Genomic DNA, 17764 nt, shown 5'->3' with positions numbered 1-17764 from the left:
GGTTCATTCAGGCCAGGCGCTGATAGACACTGCGCGCCTGGCGGGCCAGCGGCGCCGGCAACCAGGTCACGACCCGGCGCGCCATGCGCTTGAACGTGCACACCAGCACCTGGCCCTTCTTCTGCGCTGACATCGAGGCCCACTCGGGGGTCATCATATGGTGGGCGTCCACGCAATAGACGGGCCTGCCGGTCATGCGCGTGATGTTGGTGGCCTGCCCCACCTCGCTTTCGATGAACAGGCGACAGCCGGAGTCACGGTAGTAATCCGCCTTGTGACTCGAATGGCGATTCTGGCGCAGCCGCTCTTCCTTGCTGGGCAGGTCAAGCATGATCAGGTGGTCATACTCGACACCGTGCCGGGCCAGCCAGGCGGTCGTCTCGGGACGATATTTTTCCAGCCGGTTGGTGACCAGTGAGTGCACACGGTAGGTCGGGATATGCAGAGGCGCCGCGCTGGTCAGGAAGTCGCGATAGCGCGGGCCGTCATCGTTCTGCTCAGGCGTCGGGTCGAGGCACAGCACGCCATCGATATCCAGGCAGCTATCGGCCAGCGCCGGGTGATGAAACAGATTCCACTGGAAGGCACGCGGGTGCTCCAGTTCGACCAGATACATGTCCACCCCCACCACCGGTGCCGGATTGGCATAGATGACGCAGGTGGTGATGTCACAGGGGCATTCTTGCGGAATGCGCGCCAGGGAGGCCTTGAGCGAGGCTCCACTGTTGAAACTGTCATCGACCAGCAGCACACGCTGATTTTCCCAGGCGCTCTGCGCCGCCCCCCGGACCTTGCGCGTCATTCCCTTGCCGGGCGAGCCGTTGGCGATGAAGGTGTCGAGATCCGTGCAGGCCCGATTGAGCATGGCGCTGATCATGTAGGCCGGCACCATTCCACTGCGCGGGATTCCGACGATCAGGTCGAAATTCCCGGCCTGCAGGCGCGACAACTGTCTGGCGATGTCCGAACTCAGGTCGGCGTAACTGCGATAATTCATGTTGCGGTCCCCTTGCGACTCACGACGGCCCAAGGCCGATATCCTTCGCGCTTTTGTGTGTTGCAGCGCTTTTTTGATGTCATTGACGACGTCCTGTCATCAAACGCTTCTCTCGCCCTCATCCCCCGATAATCGGGGGCATTCAGGCGCTTTTGCGCTTCTGCACTGCACTTTCGGATGTCACACGACGGCGACGAGTGCCTATCAACCTGGTCATCACATCCTGACGTACGAGGCGCAGCAGCCGACTGCGGTCCATGTGCGAGAGCAGCGCGACCCCCTGGCGGAAGTTGGCCAGGCGCTGCATGGGGCTCGCGGGCGCCATCACGTACTGCTTGAAGTAGTGATAGAGCGGGATATACAGGCTGTCGGAATGCGGCATATGCCGGGTATTGGCATGAAAGACGTCGATGGCCGAGATCATGTCGCGCTGATAGCGCTGTTCGGCCTCGCTTTCCTGCTGCTGCGATGTCCAGGAACCCTTGGCATTGCGGCGATAGACACAGGCAGCATCTTCGTAATAGAGAGTCTCGCCTTGCAGTGCCATGTAGGACTGCAGGAAGAAGTCCATGATCGGGGCCCCGCGATAGGACGCCATCATCGCGTCGACGGTGGCATCGACGCGTCGGAAGCTGAAGGCCGGTGACGGAATGGAGGCACCGCGCAGCCCGATCACCGCCTCGGCAGAGATCTTCTTCACGCTATCGGCATAGCGGCAGATGAGCGAATGCTCGCCGGTGGCTTCATTGAATTCCAGCGCCGGATGGAAGCAGACCGTCGCCTCGGGATAGGCGTCGAACAAGGCGACCTGACGGGCCAGCTTGTCGGGTTTGATCCAGTAATCATCGCCCTCGCAATAGGCAATGATGTCGCCGCGCATCACCGGCATGCAGAAGGTGATCGGCCAGATATGTTGCGAGTACTGGTTCACGTCCTGCAGGATCGGCCGCACGATGTTCGGGTAACGGGCCGCATATTCCTCGATGATTTCCCGCGTGCCATCCGTCGAGACATCATCATGCACGACGATCTCGAACGGAAAACGCGTGCGCTGCATCAGAAAGCCATCCAGTGCCATGCGAATGTAGTCGCCATGATTGAAGGCGAAGCACATCACCGAGACGCGCGGGGCGCTGAGATCACCCTCCCACTCGGCCATGATGGCGGCTTCCTCGGCGGGCGCCGGCGGCACAGGCAAGGGGCCTGACTGCGGAGTGCCATCCATGAGGGGCGTCGCGAGTGCCCGGGCATAACTCAGTTCTAACATGCAGTATTCCCCACTTTCCGTTGTGAAAGACGCTCCTGGATCCAGCCGGCGCCGTACTGCCAGGCCGCGAAGCGCAGCCAGCAGGACAGCAACAGATAGGCCGCCCCTGCCAGCAGGCCTGATACCACCAGCACCACCGGCGCCGGCCAGATGGCCAACAGCGCAGGCACGGCCCACCAGGTCGTGCCCGCCACCGCACTGGCCAGCAGCAGAGCCGGCAGGAAGTCGGCCAGCTGCTCGCGGATGCTGTAGTTGATCAAGTCCCGCGAGAACCAGGCATTGGGGATGTAGGACACCACCGCCACCACGATCTGCCCGATCAGGATCGCCATCACGCCATGGCGCCAGGTCACCGCCAGCACCGCACAGATCAATACCTTCTTGACGATCTCGAGCCCGAGGAACAGGTCCGAGCGCCCCTTGACCTTGAGCACATTGAGATTGAGCGTGCTCAGGGGATACATGACGGCCGCGATGCACATCAGCTGCAGATAAGGCACCGCCGCCAGCCACCGCTCGGGTAACAGCGTCAAGAACAGCGGCTCGGCCAGCGCCGCCAGCAACAGCATCGCCGGGAACAGCAGATAGACCATGACCTGCAGGATCTGACGATAGGCACTCTTGAGGCGTACCGGATCCTCCTGAATGCTCGCCAGCGCCGGGAAGGTCACGTTCTGCACCGCCGTCACCAGCTGATTGATCACCAGCTCCTTGAGACGCTCGGCGAAGAAGAACAACCCCGCCACCGAAGCGGAGAACAGCTTGGCGATCAGCAGCACATAGAGATTGACGAACAGCACATCCAGCATGCGTGACAGGAACATCTTGTAGCCGAAGCGGAACATCGCCTTGAACGACACCACATCGAATTCCAGCCGCGGCCGCCAGCTACCCCACCACCACATCAAGGCGGTAGTGACCAGCGCCGCCGTCAACATCTGCCCCACCAGTGCCCAGACCCCGAAGCCCAGCCAGCCCAGCAGCACTGCCACCCCGCCCGACACCACGCTGCCGGGAATGCCAGCCTTCATGCGCGTGCGAAAATCCAGCGCACGGTTGAGCATCGCGCCCTGAATGACCTCGAAGGAATTGATCAGCACCACGATGCCGCCGATACGCACCAGCACGATCAGGCGTGGCTCGGCATAGAAATCGGCGATCAGGGGGGCGCTTGCATACAGCAGGCCGTAGGCCAGCACCCCGAAGGCGATATTGCTGAAGAAGGCGGTGCTGGCATCACGCGGCCCGAGGGTCGGCATGCGCAGAATGGCTTGCTGAAGACCCGAATCCATCATGGCCGAGGCGATGGTCAGAAAGACCAGCACCATCGCCAGCAACCCGAAATCTTCCGGCACCAGCAGCCGCGCCAGCAGCAGCGTGACCAGACTGGCCATGCCACGCCGCAATAGCTGATCGGAGAAATTCCACAGAATGCCGATGGCGGTCTTGTTGCTCAGTGACACGAGGCGAGGCCTCCCTGAACCGGGTGGGCCGAGACATCGCGCGCCAGCGGCCCCGGCACAGACGCCGTATCACCCGCAACATTGCCCGCGGCGCGCAGCAGCTCCAGGTCTTCCGGCAGCAGCTGGTACTCGGCGAGTCTGTCGCGTACCTCGCCCGGTGAGCACCACATCAGCATATCGATGATCGACAGGCCGGCGACGAACTCCGCCTTACGCCCCGAGCGACGCGAATCAAGCGGTGTCTGGCAGTAGTCACTCGGCTGGCTTGCGAGGAATGACAGCGTGATGCCATTGGCCGCAAAGGGCGCCGCCTGGTAGAGCTTGCGGCCGCCGATGCTGTTGATGTAACCCTCGGCCCCGCGTATCAGTGACATCTCGATCAGACGGTCCTGGGCCTTGAGACTGCGGTCGTGCTCAAGCTTACTGGTCAGCAGAAAGCGACACTCCAGCCCCAGGTAGTCACACACCCGCTCGAAGCTGTACTTGCACAGCGCCCCGATGCGGCGGTCTTCATGCTGGAACACCGCCTGCAGCAGCGGCATGACCTGTGCGTAATACGGCGCCTTGGCATAGGCGTGATGCAGCGTGATCAGCAGGCTGTCCGGTGTCGGGCCGAAGACGAGTTCGCTGATCAAGCGGTTGGGCGATGCCTTGGGCACCGACAGCGTGAAGCGATGCGCCTTGCCGCCCAGCAGCACATTGTTGCGATTGATATAGCCACGCGGAATGAAGGCGACATCGTCATAGACGAGAAACTCGTCACAGGCATGCATCAGCTGGAAATAGCCGATATGCGGGAACAGATAGGGCTGCATGATCGCGATGTTCATGATCAGGCGGCCTTGACGTGGCGATTGACGATGATGCGCACCGCCCCGAGGATCTCGCTGACCTCAAGCCCCGAGTAGAGCGGCAGGCACAGGATACGACTGGCGATATCGGTGGAATGCACGATCTGCGGGGTGATGACATCCTCGTCCTGCAATTCGGCGGCGGGCCGCCCGAGGAAGGACAGCGATTCCAGCGACGGGCAGAAGTAACGTCGTGCCAGATAGCCTTCCTGCTGCAAACGCTGCATCACCTCGAGCAGCATGCTTTCGCTTTCGAGAATGATCGGGAAGTAGGCGTAATTCAGGCTGGCGCCGGTCTGGCGGGTCTGCAGCTGGACATTGCCGCGCAGCGCCTGGGCATAGGCATGCCAGACCAGCGCCCGGCTCTCCAGATTGCCTTCGATCTCATCCAGCACGCACAGCCCCATCGCCGCCTGGAATTCGTTCATCTTGGCGTTGATGCCCAGCTCCTCGATGCACTCCGGGCCGATGATGCCGAAGTTGATCAACTTGCGGGCGCGTTCCAGGTCTTCCTTGCGCTTGAAGATGATCGCGCCGCCTTCGATGCTGTGGAACAGCTTGGTGGCGTGGAAGCTCAGGGTGCTGGCATCGCCATGTGACAGCAGGCTGTTGCCGCGATAGGTCACGCCGAAGGCGTGGGCACCGTCATAGATGACCTTCAGATCATGCGCCTCGCCCAGCGCATCGATGGCCTCGACATCACAGGCATTGCCGAACACGTGCACCGGCACGATGGCACGGGTGCGTGGCGTGATGGCCGACTCGATGCGTGCCGGGTCCAGACACAGGGTGTCGGGGTCGATATCCGTGAATACCGGCTGCATGCCCTCCCACTTCAGGCTGCTGGCGGTAGCGATGAAGGTGAAGGGCGTGGTGATGACCTCCGCCGATTCGTACTGGCCCGGCATCTGGGCGATGCCCAGCGCGCGATAGGCGATCTGCAGCGCCAGGGTGCCATTGCTGACCAGCAGCAGGTTCTCGACGCCCAGGTAGGTTTCCAGACGCCGAGTGAGCTCCTGCTCGAGCGGGCCGTGGTTGGTCAACCAGCGCCCCTCGAAGATGGAATCCACATAGCGGTCGAAATTCTCCCGCTCCGGGAAGTAGGGACGCGTCACCGTAATCATGATATCGACTCCTTTCGTACATCAGATGAAGGTTGGCTCTGACAGCAGACGAGTGCCGGTGCAGCGCGTTCGCTGCCGGGTTCCTCTGGCAGCGACTCGCTACACGTTTCAGAGAAGTGCCGCACACTCGCCTGCGGAGACACTCGTCTACAGACGTCTATAGATAGTGCAGGCCCGCTCAGCGCGAGCCGTTGCCGCTGATCACGATCTTGATGGTGCGGATCACCACCAGCAGATCGAGCCAGAAGGAAAAGTGCTTGATGTAGAAGAAGTCGTATTCCAGCTTGCGGATCATGCCTTCCACTTCAGCGGCGTAACCCTGCTCGACCTGTGCCCAGCCGGTGATGCCCGGCCGCACGACATGGCGGTAGTGGAAGAACGGCACATCCTTGCGATACCAGTCGGCCAGATTCATCGACTCGGGGCGCGGGCCGATCAGGCTCATGTCGCCCTTGAGCACATTGAACAGCTGGGGCAGCTCATCGAGACGGCACTTGCGGATGAAGCGCCCGACTCGCGTGATGCGTGGATCACTGCCTTCCTGGGTGAAGCCCGCGCCCTTCATGCCGTCATACATGCTGCGGAACTTGTAGACGGTGAAGGGACGACAGTGAAAGCCCATGCGGGGCTGGCGAAAGATCACCGGCCCGGGACTGTCGAGGCGAATCGCCAGCGCCGTCAGCAACATGACCGGCGCCAGCAGCGGCAGCATGAGCGCGGCGACGGTGAAGTCCATCCAGCGCTTGATGACCTCATAGTCTTCCCGCGGCGTCAGCGAGCCGAACTCGTTGGCGTAGAGGTGATCCAGCAGCACGCGACCGGTGATCATCTCGTGGGCATGGGTGGCGTGATAGACCGGGATACGGTGGATGGTGCAGTCGGCCAGGAAGCTCTCCCACTCGCTGGGCAGCTTACCGCGCAGGTCCGCCACCACGCCGTCGATACGCGGCAGGCCGACCAGGTCAGGCCCGCGCAACGACAGCCACTCGACGCCCGGGCGAGTACATAGACTCGGCGCCTTGCCGTAGGGCACCACCGCGAAGCGCATCCGGCGCAGTCGGGTGTCGATGTAGTAGTAGGCCGTGCACAGGCTCACCGCGAGCAGGAAGGACAGGCCGACCTGGTGACGCGAATACTCAAGCCCCAGCACGCCCAGCACCATCATCAAGGTCAGATAGGAGATGACGATCGCCGGCACGACATAGAGGTAGGAGCGCGTGCCCGGCAGGCGGGACAGGCGATTGACCGCCGTCACCGACAGGGTGTACGCCACACCGGTGCCCAGCAGGGCATGCCACTGATCATCGCTGGTCAGCCACCAGTGGGTGTCACCCTGCATCAGCTGGTTCAACCCTGCCTGGTACAGTGCCGGCGCGATGACCACCACCAGCATCCCGAAGATCAGCTGCAATCGCTTGCTGGCCAGCAAGCGCTCGTAGTGATGCGAGTAACGCCGCTGGTGCTCCATCGACAAGGGTATACCGCTCATCGTGCTTACCTCCTCCGTGATTCAAGCGTCATGAGAGCTGCCAAGCGAGACGATGTCAGGCGTAGCTGTAGTTGTAATAACCGTAGCCATGCTTGTCGCCAGCTTGCGGTTCGATGGCATTCAGGATGGCGCCCTTGACGTGAATGCCATTGTTCTCGAGCTTCTTGCGTGCATGCTCGAGTTCGCGCACCTGGTTCATGCCAAAGCGCGCCACCATCAGACTGGCGCCGACGTGACGACCGATGATCAGCGCTTCGGTCACGGCCAGTACCGGCGGCGTGTCGATGATGATCAGGTCGTAACGCTCACCGAGTTGCTCCAGCAGCTCGGCGAAATTGGGCTGCATCAACAGCTCCGACGGGTTGGGCGGCGCGACGCCACGGCCCAGGAAATCAAGATTGTCGATGCGCGAGTGATACAGCACGCTGTCCAGCGGACTGGCACCGCTGAGCACATCCGACAGACCGCCCTGCTCGGAGGTACGCTGGAAGGCGTGATGCAGGTGGCCGCGGCGCATGTCGGCATCGATCAGCAGCACGCGCTGACCGGCCTCGGCACTCACCGCCGCCAGATTGAGGCTGACGAAGCTCTTGCCGATGCCCGGGCTCGGCCCGGTGAACATCACCGACTTGCGGCGGTTGTCGAGCAGGGCGAAGTGCAGGCTGGTACGCAGGCTGCGCAGGGCCTCGATACTGATATCCGACGGCTGAGAGGTGGCCAGCACCCCCTGATAGATCTCGCGGCCGCCCTTCTCGCCCTTGAGGCGCACGCGGCGCATCATGTTGTGCTGCTGCGGCGACAGCGGCACCGTGGCGTAGACGGGCAGGTCCAGTGCCTCGATCTGCTCGGCGGTGTCGATGCCCTTGCGCATCGCATGCCGCAGCAGCGCGGCCAGCGTGCCCAGCATCAGGCCGATCATGCAGAACACGGCCAGCATCAGGGACGTCTTCGGCGAGATGGGCACTGGCTGCAGCACTGCCGGGTCCAGGATGCGCACATTGCCGACGGTGCCGGCCTTCTTGAGGCGCACTTCCTCGCGCTTGTTGAGCAGCGCGACATAGATTTCCTGGCTGACGGTGACATTGCGGTTCAGGTTGAGCGCCTCGCGCTGGGCGGCCGGCAGTTGCTCGGCCTGCTTCTGCACGCGCGCCTTCTCCTGATTGAGCGAATCACGACGTGCCACCAGCGCCCGATAGGCCGGGTGCTCGCTGGTGTAGGCACGGGACAGCTCGGCCAGGCGCAGCTTGATCTCGGTCAGCTGATTGTCCAGCCCGACGAGGTTCTCCATCACCTGCTGACTCTCGGCGGTCAGATCGACCGAGTCGCGACGGCGGCGATAGTCGTTGAGTGCCGATTCGGCCTCATCGAGCTGGCCACGCAGCGTCGGGATCTGGTCGCCCAGAAAGCCGAGCTGATTGTCCGCCTCGGCAGATTCCCGCTCGATGTTCTGCTGCAGGAAGACATTGGTGATGGTGTCCAGGGTGTTGACGATGGCGGTCTGGTCACTGCCGGACAGGCTCAGCGTGACCACCCCGGTGTCGGTGCCATTGCGCACGGCGGTGAAGCGCGACTTGAGCGAGTTGATGGCGCTCAGGTCCGAGATGCTGGTCAGCGTGAAGCGCGCCCCCGGCTCGGCTGACAACTCGCGCACGAAGACCTTGATGCCCTCCGCCAGCGCGTTCTCGCCCACCTTGCCATCGACGATCGCCTGCCCCTCGGCATCCAGCAGGCGGTAGCGCTCATCGCCCAGGGCCTCGAGGGTCAGCGTCTGCTGTTGCCACGGGCCGCTGAGCTCAAGCGTGGTGACCTTGAGGGTGTCATCGCCCCAGGCGTAATCCTGCCCGCCCAGGCTTGCCGGCAGGCGCAGATGGCGGTTGGAGAGCCAGTCACCGATGACCGGGTAACGCACCGGAGAGACCACGATATTGAGGCGCTCGCGATCCACGGCCTGGCCCAGTACCAGTCGTGAGGCGAGAATTTCCAGCTCATCGCTGGTGCTGCTCTCATCGCTGCCGGTCGCCTGACCGGCCAGCGGCCCCAGCAGGCTGGCGCTGCCGCCCTTGTCCTCGATCTGGATCAGGGAATCGGCCAGGTAGATGCGCTGCTGGCTACCGACGAGATAGATGCCCAAGAGGGTGAACAGCAGCGTGCTGCCGATCAGCCACCAGCGTCGATGCCAGAGCAAGGCGAGAATGGTGCTGAAATCGAGTCGGCGCGTGGTGTCCTTGCCAGGCTGTGCAGAAGAGGATGGCATGGGAGAGGTGTACTGATTCATGACGCCGCCTTGAGTAAACGATTCAGGCCCGGCAGGCAGGTGATACGGCAGGTCGCGACGCGACCTGCCATGCGGGAGTGGGACATGACCTCAATCCTCGATGTCATCGATGACCGAGACGAAGGCCCCGGTACTGGTCACGGACGGCAGCAGCTGGCTCAGCACACGGTTCCAGCGGCTGACCGGTGCGGCGGTCACGTAGACCACATCACGCGGTTGCAGCGGGAAGCGCGCGCCCAGCATCAGCGAGGTCGCATCCGAGATATCGAGAATGAAGACCGTGGCCAGCTTGTCGGACTCCGGCGAATTTTCACGCACCACGAAGACGCCTGACGGATTGGCGCGGTCCTCATCGACCCCGCCGGCCCGTGACAGCGCATCGGTGAGGCTCAGACGTTCATTGCCCACCGGCATGTTGCCGGGCTTGAGTACCTGACCGAGCACGAAGACGTTCTGGTCTTCCGCCACCGGCACATTGATCACGTCGCCATCCTTGAGCAGACGGTTCTGACGCATGTCGCCCTGCTGCAGCAGCTGATAGAGACTCAGGTGCTCCTGCTGGCCGTCGCGCGTCAGCGTGATGTTGTGGGTGTTGGCCAGTGCCGTGACCCCGCCGCTGGCACTGATGGCATCGATCAGGGTCAGCGGAACATCCGTGACCGGCACAAAGCCGGGTTCGGTCACGGCGCCACTCAGGTAGACGCGTTTGGAGCGGAATTGCGCCACCGAGACATTGACCTGCGGCTCGGTGATGTAACGGGACAGCCCCGCGACCAGCGCGGCGCGCACCTCATCCACTGTCATGTCGCGAATGTTGATGCGCCCGACATAGGGGTAGAACAGCGTGCCATCCGGCTGGACGATGTAGGTCAGTGCCTCGACCGTCTGACGCTGCACACCGCTTTCCTGAGCCAGGTCCAGCGGCGTGCTCAGATTGATGGCCAGAATATCGCCGCCGCCCACGCGGTAGACGTACTGCTTGATGTCATCGACCAGCTCAGGCGGCGCGGGAGCGGTCTGGGCGGGGCGTGCGCGATAGTTGGAGATCAGCCCGGGGGTGATCGGCGTGACTTCCACCTGGTCGGTCAGCGGCGCGACCTCGGCTTCATAATCCATGTGCCCACCGGGCGCGAAGGCACACCCGCTCATCGCCAATACCACGGCGGCAAATGAGAACGCCCGGAGCGTCGTTCTGACCGGTATATCCATATCCTGTCTCTTCCCCTGTGATCCTGACCGCTACCGCCAGGCGCTGTTTCGGCACGCTACCGCCCCGAGGAACTGGCGTTCTCCCCTGCTGCCGATAGCGGCGCCCTGTTGGCGTACATGTCATCTGTCATGGAGTGGTCACGCCTGCCCTTCGATACCCCTGCGATATCCCCGGACACACGTCAGGCATGTGTCCATGACACATGCCCATGACCGAACTCCGAAATGGAACGTTTATTAGTATTTTAGTAATTCACTACCAGGCATCTAACACATGCAACATATTGCGTTGATCGACTTTCTCATCAATCAAGACAACATGACTCATTTGATTAACCGATACTTATAAGATTGATCGCACCAACATTACTGATTACTTCTTTCTTGCACTTTTATTGACATTTCTGTTCAAGCGACTCGTTGCTTGAACCTGTCAGGGGCCACTGTCGACGGAAGGTTTGTGCAGCCCCTTCAAGCGGGCGAGACCTGACGATCTCGTTGGCGAGTCAGCTGGCACGGCAGCGTCAGAACGGGATGAGAATTCATGCCCGCATGCATTCCATGGAGAGGTGCGATGATTGAGGTGCAACGTTCGATCGCCCGGATGCGCCTGCGCCATCTGCCCGACCTGGCAGGTAGCGCGACCTCGAATGAGGCGACCGCCCAATGCCCCGCAAGGCAAGGGACACGGCCGCTGGCGCGTAAGGCACCGACGGCTTCGTCAATCACGTCCAATATATCAAATCCATTTAATACAATGTGTTACTGACATTCTCTGCCTGAGCTGACGCACTATCCTGTACGTCTGTGGCAAGCTCGGGTCTGACTGACCACCCGGCGGCAATGACCCCGACCCCAGACTCGACCCCGGGACTTGATGCCTTCTCATGAGGCATTTCGCCGTACCCGGTGTCGCACGCTGGAGCGGTACCTCTACCCGCCTGACTGCCCAGCTGCGAGGCCCGGCCTGCTCTTGTCTCGTGCTTGTATCTGCTTGTGTCGCTCGACTCCTGCGCATGCTGTCTGCATGCCTCGGCCATGCCCGGCGACCTCGATAGGCCGTGACATGACGCACGTCGCAGCGAAGAGAACCTGGCGCTTTACCGGCGACGTCTGATTCGCCAATAAGCGACATTACTGTCCCCTCTTCAACAAGGCTGATAATAAATCAATTGACTTCAACAGCAAGGACTTGTCGGGTCGTCGAGACGATTGTACTGGCGGTGATAACTTTAAGCTGCTTCCCCTAATCCTCATCATTGGCAGTCAGGTACCTGACAGACGACAGATTACCCTTAGCGCATCTAATGCGAATTGCGAAATCAAACTACTTTAATTTAGCAACAACTCATCATCTGACTCATCTTTGCAGAATGAGAAATCCCAATCGCACTTTGCACAGGCCCCACATTCGCTCCGCAGATCCCTGGATACGCCCCGCAAACGTTTAGCAGATACCGCGCAGATGCCTCGACCACGCCTGGACACGCCCCAAAGATGAAAAGGCCAGGGGGTGTCAGCGACGCCCCCTGGCCTTTCCAATGGCGATCATGAGCGACGCGACGTGGCCGGCTTTCCTGAACATGCCTTTCCTGAACATGCCCTTCCGTCACTTGGGTGTCCGCTGCGGACACTCAGGGCGTCACCTCCAGCCCCGAGGCGTCCTGCGCCAGTTGGTGGCTGCCATACAGTGCCAGATGCCCGCTCAGGGCGGTATCGATGTGATAACTGGCCCCGTAACGGCGCGCGTTGCGGGCGAAGGCACGCCGCAATTCAGCATCCCCCACCAGTCGCCCCAACGCCTCGGCGTAGCGCTCAGGCGTATGCTGATCAACCACCAGGCCATTGCCGACCCGATGCACCACCTCGGCACAGCCGCCGACATCGGTGACCAGCACCGGCAGGCCACTGAGCGTCGCCTCCAGCAGCGAGATCGGCAGCCCTTCCCAGGCGGATGACATGATGAAGGCATCGGCGCTGGCCAGCAGCCCCGCCACATCCGAGATATTGCCCAGCAAGCTGACCTCATCATGGAGCCCGAGCGCCTCGATCTGCGCCATCAGCTGTGCCTTGTGCGGCCCCTCGCCGGCGATCCTGAGCGTGAACACCAGGCCCTGCGCCTTGAGTCTGGCGCAGCTTTCCAGCATCAGGGGGTATTGCTTGGCATCGGTCAGACGTCCGATCGCCGCCAGCTGCACCGGGGCCTGCTGATTCGCCTTCCGCCAACCACTGGCCTTGAGACGCGCGCCGGAAACGGCGTTGTCGATCTGCACCACCGTACGCGCCGCAATCGGCGCCAGCTTGTCGGTGCAGGCGCGACAGATACCGACGTAGGCCGTCACGCGACGATCAAACAGCCGGAACATCCAGGCCGGCGCGCCCAGTTCGATGCTGTGCACCGTCATCATCACCGGCAACTGGCGCGGCAACCCAAAGGCGAACATCAGTGCGTAATACAGGTGGCAATGCACCACATCCGGCGCGAAGCGCGTCACTTCCCTGCGCAGCCTCGTCACGCCTCGCCACGGGCGACGGCGTGTCTCGATGCCCAGAAACGAGTAGCTGACATTGCCGGCACTCAGCTGGCTCAGAAAGCGATGCTCGTATTCGAGGTCACGGCCACATTCCGCGGCGGTTTCCAGAAAGGTGATATGCACACTGTGGCCAGCGGCCACCATCGCCAGACTCAGGTCCTTGACGTAGACCTCGGCGCCGCCAGAGGCGGGAGTCGAGATGACATGCATGATTCTCACGGCGATAGCCTCCTGCTGTCGTTCATGAAAAAAGTGAGGGCGGCTGCCCTCACTTGTCTGTCCACTGGCTGTCTTGCCTACCACCCTCATCCAGGCGGTCGTCATGCCGATCAGATCACCTTCAACAGCGCCGGGGCTTCCAGCCCCTCAAGCAGCGTGCGCCAGCTGGCCTCGACGGTATTGCGCGAGAAGCGGTCCAGACCGTAATCCACATTGGCGCGCAACCTGTCGAGCACCGCCTCATCTCCCAGCACCTCATCAAGCTGACGGGTCATGGCTTCCACATCGCCCTGCGCGACCAGATAGCCATTGACGCCATGCTTGATGATCTCGCCCGGCCCGGCCGGACACGCGAAGCTGACACAGGGCATACCACAGCTCAGCGCCTCGACCAGCACCAGGCCAAAGCCCTCGAAGCGCGACGAGAGCACGAACAGGTCCGCCGCGGCGTATTCGCGCCGGATGTCCCGGCATTGGCCCGGCATCTGCAGCTGATGGGCGATCTTCAGGCGCTCGGCCTGCGCCATCAGGGCGCCACGCTCTGCGCCCTCGCCGACGATGCGCAAGACCCAGCCATCACGGGTCGCCTCAGGCAACGCCGCCCAGGCCTCAAGCAGCAGATCGAAGCCCTTCTGCGGCTCGAGGCGGCCGACGGCCACCGCCACCCTGGGCGACCTGGCGTCTCGTAAGTCCGCCACTCGCTCAGCACTGCTCTCACGGCTCTGAAGCGCCTGACGCTCGGCAACGACATGCTCAAGCGGATTGAGGTTGGGCACCACGCTGAGTCGCTCGCGGGCGGCTGGATGCAGACGCTCCCAGTAGTGGCGGTCTTCATGCGACAGCACCACGATGCGGTCGGCGCGATGCGCCGCCAGACGCCGCGCCGTATCACGGCGAGCAACGCCGAGATCCGAGGTGGCATTGAAGTGCTCCCAGCACAGGTAGCGCGTGCGGCGACAGAGAAGCGTCGGCAGCAGGAAGGGCAGGAAGCCGATGCTCTCGACCACCACCACCACGTCCGGGCGCTTGCGCAGCACCACCCACAACAGGCGCAGGAACAGCCACAGGCCACGCACGGCGCCCAGATGCGAGCGCTCGGGATAGAGTGATTCGTGCACGATATCGTCATGCAGCGGATAGGGACTCTCCGCCGGGCCATATTCGCTGAGAATCTCGACCTGATAATCGCCACTGGCGGCCAGCATGTTGGCGGTATCGGCGCAGGCACGTTCGGTGCCGCCGGTGCGTGACTGGGCACCGGTATAGAACAGGATATGTTTATGAGTGCTCATGAGGCGTATTGGCTCCGGCGGACAAGTTGCCGGGACAATGCCGGGCTCACTGCATAGCTCATCAACAGCGCCTGCTCCTTCAGCGAGAGCTGGCGCAGAGATGACCAAGACGCTTGTCGTACCTGGTCGAGCACGACCTTGCGCACCCGCGAATCATCCGCCGTCTTGTTGATCGCCTGACGCATGATGAAGCTGACGCCGACGAACCGCAGGCCGCGGATTTCCAGCAGGGCCATGCCGTGCTTCGCGGCGAAATGCTCACGATAATGCTCCGCGAAGACCCGCCAGCTGCGGTGAAACTTGTCCAGTTCCTGGTTGCTGAACGGCTTGCGCGTCAGAGAGCCGTCACTGCGCTTTTCGAAGTAATACAGCACCTCGGGCAGATACAGCACGCGCTCTGCGCGTCCGAACAGATCCAGGTTATAGAGGCCATCCTGCGACACGGGCAGGTCAGGGAAGCTCAGCGAGCAGGCCAGGTCGGCGCGGATCGCCTTGCCCCAGGGAGACGACACGATGGTGTCATGCATGAAGTCACGAAAGGCCCGGGCCAGCGGGCGCTCCTCGGCCTGCTGGCAGAATGCCAGGCTGTCGTGATCGCCCTTGGGGCCTTGCAGGCAGTAGCGGAAGACCACCGCCTCGGGCGAGTCGAACGCCTCGATGCGGGCCTGCAGAATATCCAGCGCGCCAGGCGCGAAATGATCATCGGCGTCACAGAACAGCACATAGCGGCCGCTGACCAGACTCAGACCATGATTGCGCGTGCCACCCGGCCCCATGTTGTGAGGATTGCGGCGCAGGACCAGCCGCCCGGGGATGTCAGGCGTCTCGCCGGGCGGCGTGGACACTGAGGATTGCTGCTCCATTTGCTGCTGCGCCTGTCGCTCAGCCCACAGGAATCCATCATCCGTCGAGCAATCATCAATGATGATGTGCTCATAGGATGCCTGGTTGTCACGCAAGCTGTTGATGCAGCGCGCAAGACCATCCCCTGAATTGTGATTTGGCGTCACGATGGAAAAGTAAGGCGACTTCCCTGTATAGCGTTCCATGCCCTGCCTTCTTTATTGTTCACTGTCATTGACCAGCACAGCCGACCAGCGCCCTCGAAGCAGAGCACACACTGCACTGAAGAGTGGGTCAGTTCTTGCGACTGACTTTTATTCGCAATTTCTTGGATTTTAGTGCTTGAGTCCCGATCATCCGACAGGAGCTGATCCTGCACTGAAGATGACAGGTGAACGGCGTCACCCTGAGGAGTGGACACTGGAGGGATGTCCGCTCGTGAGAAAGGTAGTGGCAGAAAGTGGCAGCAAATGGCGACACTTCCTGCCCCGCCGTTGACCACAGACTAATAATCCCCCTCAGCCCAAACAAGCTGCGCTGTCGCCAAAAGCCGAAATCATGAGCGTTTATGCGCCAATCCTCCGGCAACTCATGCCAGATACTGATAATCAGTGACTACTGAAATACGCCCCGCCCACTGAGCCAATTGAGCCAGCACGACCAAAGCCGTCATGCCCGCGGCCTTATGTGACGCACATCAACGTGAGCACTTTGCGCGAGTGTCATACTGCCAGAGCGCGATGCAGGCTATGATGGCAGGCATTGGTCGGCCTCCCCGCACGCGCACGGCGCCCGCTCTCAAGCGCCCTTGCCTGCCAGCGCCAAGCGTCGCGCATGCTGGAGCCAGCGCCGTCCTGCCCTTTCTGTTCTATCCCCCCCTTGCCCACGGAGACTTCATGGAGCCTTGGCAACTTGTCGCCATCATGATGAGTCTGGCACTCGCCAGCTATATCCAGACCCTGACCGGTTTCGCCTTCGGATTGATCGTGATGGGCCTGCTGGCGACCCTCGATGTGCTGCCCATCGAGAGCGCCGCATTGCTGTGTACTCTGCTGGGCCTGTTCAACAACGGGATGGCCATGCGTGGGCACTGGCGAGAGATCAATCCGCGCCTGGCACGCCGCCTGCTGGTCACCAGCCTGCCAATGTTGCCGGTGGGCTATTTCCTGGCAGTCTGGCTGGGCAGTGAAAGAGCCCCCCTGCTGGGCATGTTGCTGGGCATCGTCATCCTGATCGCCTGTCTCGCCCTGCTGGCTCAACCGGGCCCGCGTGCCACGACATCGCCACGCTGGCACTTTCATACCGCGGGTGTGCTGTCAGGCCTGATGGGGGGATTGTTCGCGGCCAATGGCCCGCCTCTGGTGGTCGTGCTCTATCGTCAGCCGATGACCCTGATCGCCATTCGCTGCACGCTGTTCGGTGTCTTCATCGTCACCGGCATCGTGCGCATGGGCCTCAGCATCGCGGCCCCGGGGCGTATCGGCGACACCCTGCCCCAGCTGCTGCTCGTGGGTTTGTCGGGCGCCCTCGTCGTGATGCTCTTCACCGAGCTGGCGCGTCGCTTCCCGCCGCCCTTGAGTGACAATCGTCTGCGTCAGGTCGCCTATGCCATTCTGCTGGTCTCGAGCGTCAATCTGATCATCAAGGGCCTGATCTGATGTCTCAGCCCCCACCACCAGCACAGGACACAGCTGATTCAGCAGGCGATGAAGGCTTCATCGAGTTGTCGGGGAGCACGATTGACGCCATCAAGGCAGCGGGCAGAAAGCTTGATGAGGACGTTCAGGCGGGACGTATCCCTGCGGGCAGCTCGCGCTGGATGATGGCACCGTCGGGGGAGCGCTTCTGCATTCGTCATTCCGGCCCAGCCCTTGATGCAGAGACTGATGAAGACTCTGATGACGCGCCCGAGCCAGACGCTGACACGCATCGCCAGTCACTGGTGACTCGCTGCTGGCAGCGCCTGCTGGCGCGCGTGAAGCGCTGACGGGATTTCCCGAGGCCAAGCCCTCGAGAAAGCTCGCGATAAAGCCCTCCATACAGCCTGCAACAAGAAAGGGACTGCCCATGGGCAGTAATGCCAGTCAGTTAAGCCTATTCTCCATAAGCTGATCATGAGACCTTCCTGTGCCAGGTACACTTATTATGGGAAGGTCTCATGCATTTCAGCGACGCCATTGATGCCATTGCCAAGGCGGCAC

The 17764-nt window shown here is 61.9% G+C and carries 12 protein-coding genes; 1 reads left to right on the top strand and 11 read right to left on the bottom strand.

What is annotated here, in order from left to right:
* Nucleotides 1–7: 7 nt before the first annotated feature.
* The 11 genes from IZU87_RS12490 to IZU87_RS12440 all read right to left on the bottom strand — a co-directional run bounded on the left by IZU87_RS12490 (nucleotide 8) and on the right by IZU87_RS12440 (nucleotide 15769).
* Nucleotides 8–997 (bottom strand): phosphoribosyltransferase family protein, encoded by a 990-nt coding sequence (locus tag IZU87_RS12490; RefSeq protein ID WP_213114731.1) that lies wholly within the window; start codon nucleotides 995–997, stop codon nucleotides 8–10.
* 142 nt (nucleotides 998–1139) lie between these two features.
* The gene (locus IZU87_RS12485) at nucleotides 1140–2264 is read right to left on the bottom strand and encodes a glycosyltransferase family 2 protein (RefSeq protein WP_213114730.1); all 1125 of its coding nucleotides are present in this window, start codon (nucleotides 2262–2264) and stop codon (nucleotides 1140–1142) included.
* Nucleotides 2258–3727, bottom strand: coding sequence for a lipopolysaccharide biosynthesis protein (locus IZU87_RS12480; protein ID WP_213114729.1), 1470 nt, complete (start codon nucleotides 3725–3727; stop codon nucleotides 2258–2260). Before IZU87_RS12480 ends, IZU87_RS12485 begins: the two co-directional genes overlap by 7 nt.
* Complete coding sequence (locus tag IZU87_RS12475) at nucleotides 3718–4557, bottom strand: WbqC family protein (RefSeq protein ID WP_213114728.1); 840 nt, start codon at nucleotides 4555–4557, stop codon at nucleotides 3718–3720. Before IZU87_RS12475 ends, IZU87_RS12480 begins: the two co-directional genes overlap by 10 nt.
* A 2-nt stretch (nucleotides 4558–4559) precedes the next feature.
* Entirely contained in the window at nucleotides 4560–5702 is a 1143-nt protein-coding gene (locus IZU87_RS12470) for a DegT/DnrJ/EryC1/StrS family aminotransferase (RefSeq protein ID WP_213114727.1), read from the bottom strand.
* 178 nt (nucleotides 5703–5880) lie between these two features.
* Complete coding sequence (locus tag IZU87_RS12465) at nucleotides 5881–7191, bottom strand: exopolysaccharide biosynthesis polyprenyl glycosylphosphotransferase (RefSeq protein ID WP_249330590.1); 1311 nt, start codon at nucleotides 7189–7191, stop codon at nucleotides 5881–5883.
* Between the two features lie 55 nt (nucleotides 7192–7246).
* Nucleotides 7247–9466, bottom strand: coding sequence for a polysaccharide biosynthesis tyrosine autokinase (locus IZU87_RS12460; RefSeq protein WP_107336369.1), 2220 nt, complete (start codon nucleotides 9464–9466; stop codon nucleotides 7247–7249).
* Nucleotides 9467–9556: 90 nt separating this feature from the next.
* Nucleotides 9557–10675 carry a polysaccharide export protein gene (locus IZU87_RS12455; RefSeq protein WP_054556249.1) on the bottom strand — a complete coding sequence of 373 codons (1119 nt, stop codon included), beginning with the start codon at nucleotides 10673–10675 and terminating at the stop codon, nucleotides 9557–9559.
* 1634 nt (nucleotides 10676–12309) lie between these two features.
* On the bottom strand, nucleotides 12310–13419 hold the full coding sequence (locus IZU87_RS12450) for a glycosyltransferase family 4 protein (RefSeq protein WP_249330594.1): 1110 nt from the start codon (nucleotides 13417–13419) through the stop codon (nucleotides 12310–12312).
* A gap of 119 nt (nucleotides 13420–13538) precedes the next feature.
* Nucleotides 13539–14720 carry a glycosyltransferase family 4 protein gene (locus IZU87_RS12445; protein ID WP_213114725.1) on the bottom strand — a complete coding sequence of 394 codons (1182 nt, stop codon included), beginning with the start codon at nucleotides 14718–14720 and terminating at the stop codon, nucleotides 13539–13541.
* Nucleotides 14717–15769, bottom strand: a complete 1053-nt coding sequence (locus IZU87_RS12440; RefSeq protein WP_213114724.1) for a glycosyltransferase family 2 protein — start codon at nucleotides 15767–15769, stop codon at nucleotides 14717–14719. The genes IZU87_RS12445 and IZU87_RS12440 overlap by 4 nt, the downstream gene beginning before the upstream one ends.
* A gap of 690 nt (nucleotides 15770–16459) precedes the next feature.
* Between IZU87_RS12440 and IZU87_RS12435 the strand changes: the two genes are divergently transcribed.
* A complete protein-coding gene (locus IZU87_RS12435; RefSeq protein ID WP_054556253.1) occupies nucleotides 16460–17221 on the top strand; it encodes a sulfite exporter TauE/SafE family protein in 762 nt (253 codons plus the stop codon).
* Nucleotides 17222–17764: the final 543 nt, after the last annotated feature.

This window comes from Cobetia sp. MC34, from assembly GCF_018340035.1.
GTDB lineage: Bacteria > Pseudomonadota > Gammaproteobacteria > Pseudomonadales > Halomonadaceae > Cobetia > Cobetia amphilecti.
This window is presented reverse-complemented; position numbering and strand designations above follow the sequence as displayed.

Bases quoted from the DNA above. Each gene is read 5' to 3' on its own strand.
- IZU87_RS12475 (WP_213114728.1), bottom strand. From the start codon at position 4,557: ATGAACATCGCGATCATGCAGCCCTATCTGTTCCCGCATATCGGCTAT.
- IZU87_RS12455 (WP_054556249.1), bottom strand. From the start codon at position 10,675: ATGGATATACCGGTCAGAACGACGCTCCGGGCGTTCTCATTTGCCGCC.
- IZU87_RS12445 (WP_213114725.1), bottom strand. From the start codon at position 14,720: ATGAGCACTCATAAACATATCCTGTTCTATACCGGTGCCCAGTCACGC.
- IZU87_RS12485 (WP_213114730.1), bottom strand. From the start codon at position 2,264: ATGTTAGAACTGAGTTATGCCCGGGCACTCGCGACGCCCCTCATGGAT.
- IZU87_RS12465 (WP_249330590.1), bottom strand. From the start codon at position 7,191: ATGAGCGGTATACCCTTGTCGATGGAGCACCAGCGGCGTTACTCGCAT.
- IZU87_RS12435 (WP_054556253.1), top strand. From the start codon at position 16,460: ATGGAGCCTTGGCAACTTGTCGCCATCATGATGAGTCTGGCACTCGCC.
- IZU87_RS12470 (WP_213114727.1), bottom strand. From the start codon at position 5,702: ATGATTACGGTGACGCGTCCCTACTTCCCGGAGCGGGAGAATTTCGAC.
- IZU87_RS12440 (WP_213114724.1), bottom strand. From the start codon at position 15,769: ATGGAACGCTATACAGGGAAGTCGCCTTACTTTTCCATCGTGACGCCA.
- IZU87_RS12450 (WP_249330594.1), bottom strand. From the start codon at position 13,419: ATGCATGTCATCTCGACTCCCGCCTCTGGCGGCGCCGAGGTCTACGTC.
- IZU87_RS12490 (WP_213114731.1), bottom strand. From the start codon at position 997: ATGAATTATCGCAGTTACGCCGACCTGAGTTCGGACATCGCCAGACAG.
- IZU87_RS12460 (WP_107336369.1), bottom strand. From the start codon at position 9,466: ATGAATCAGTACACCTCTCCCATGCCATCCTCTTCTGCACAGCCTGGC.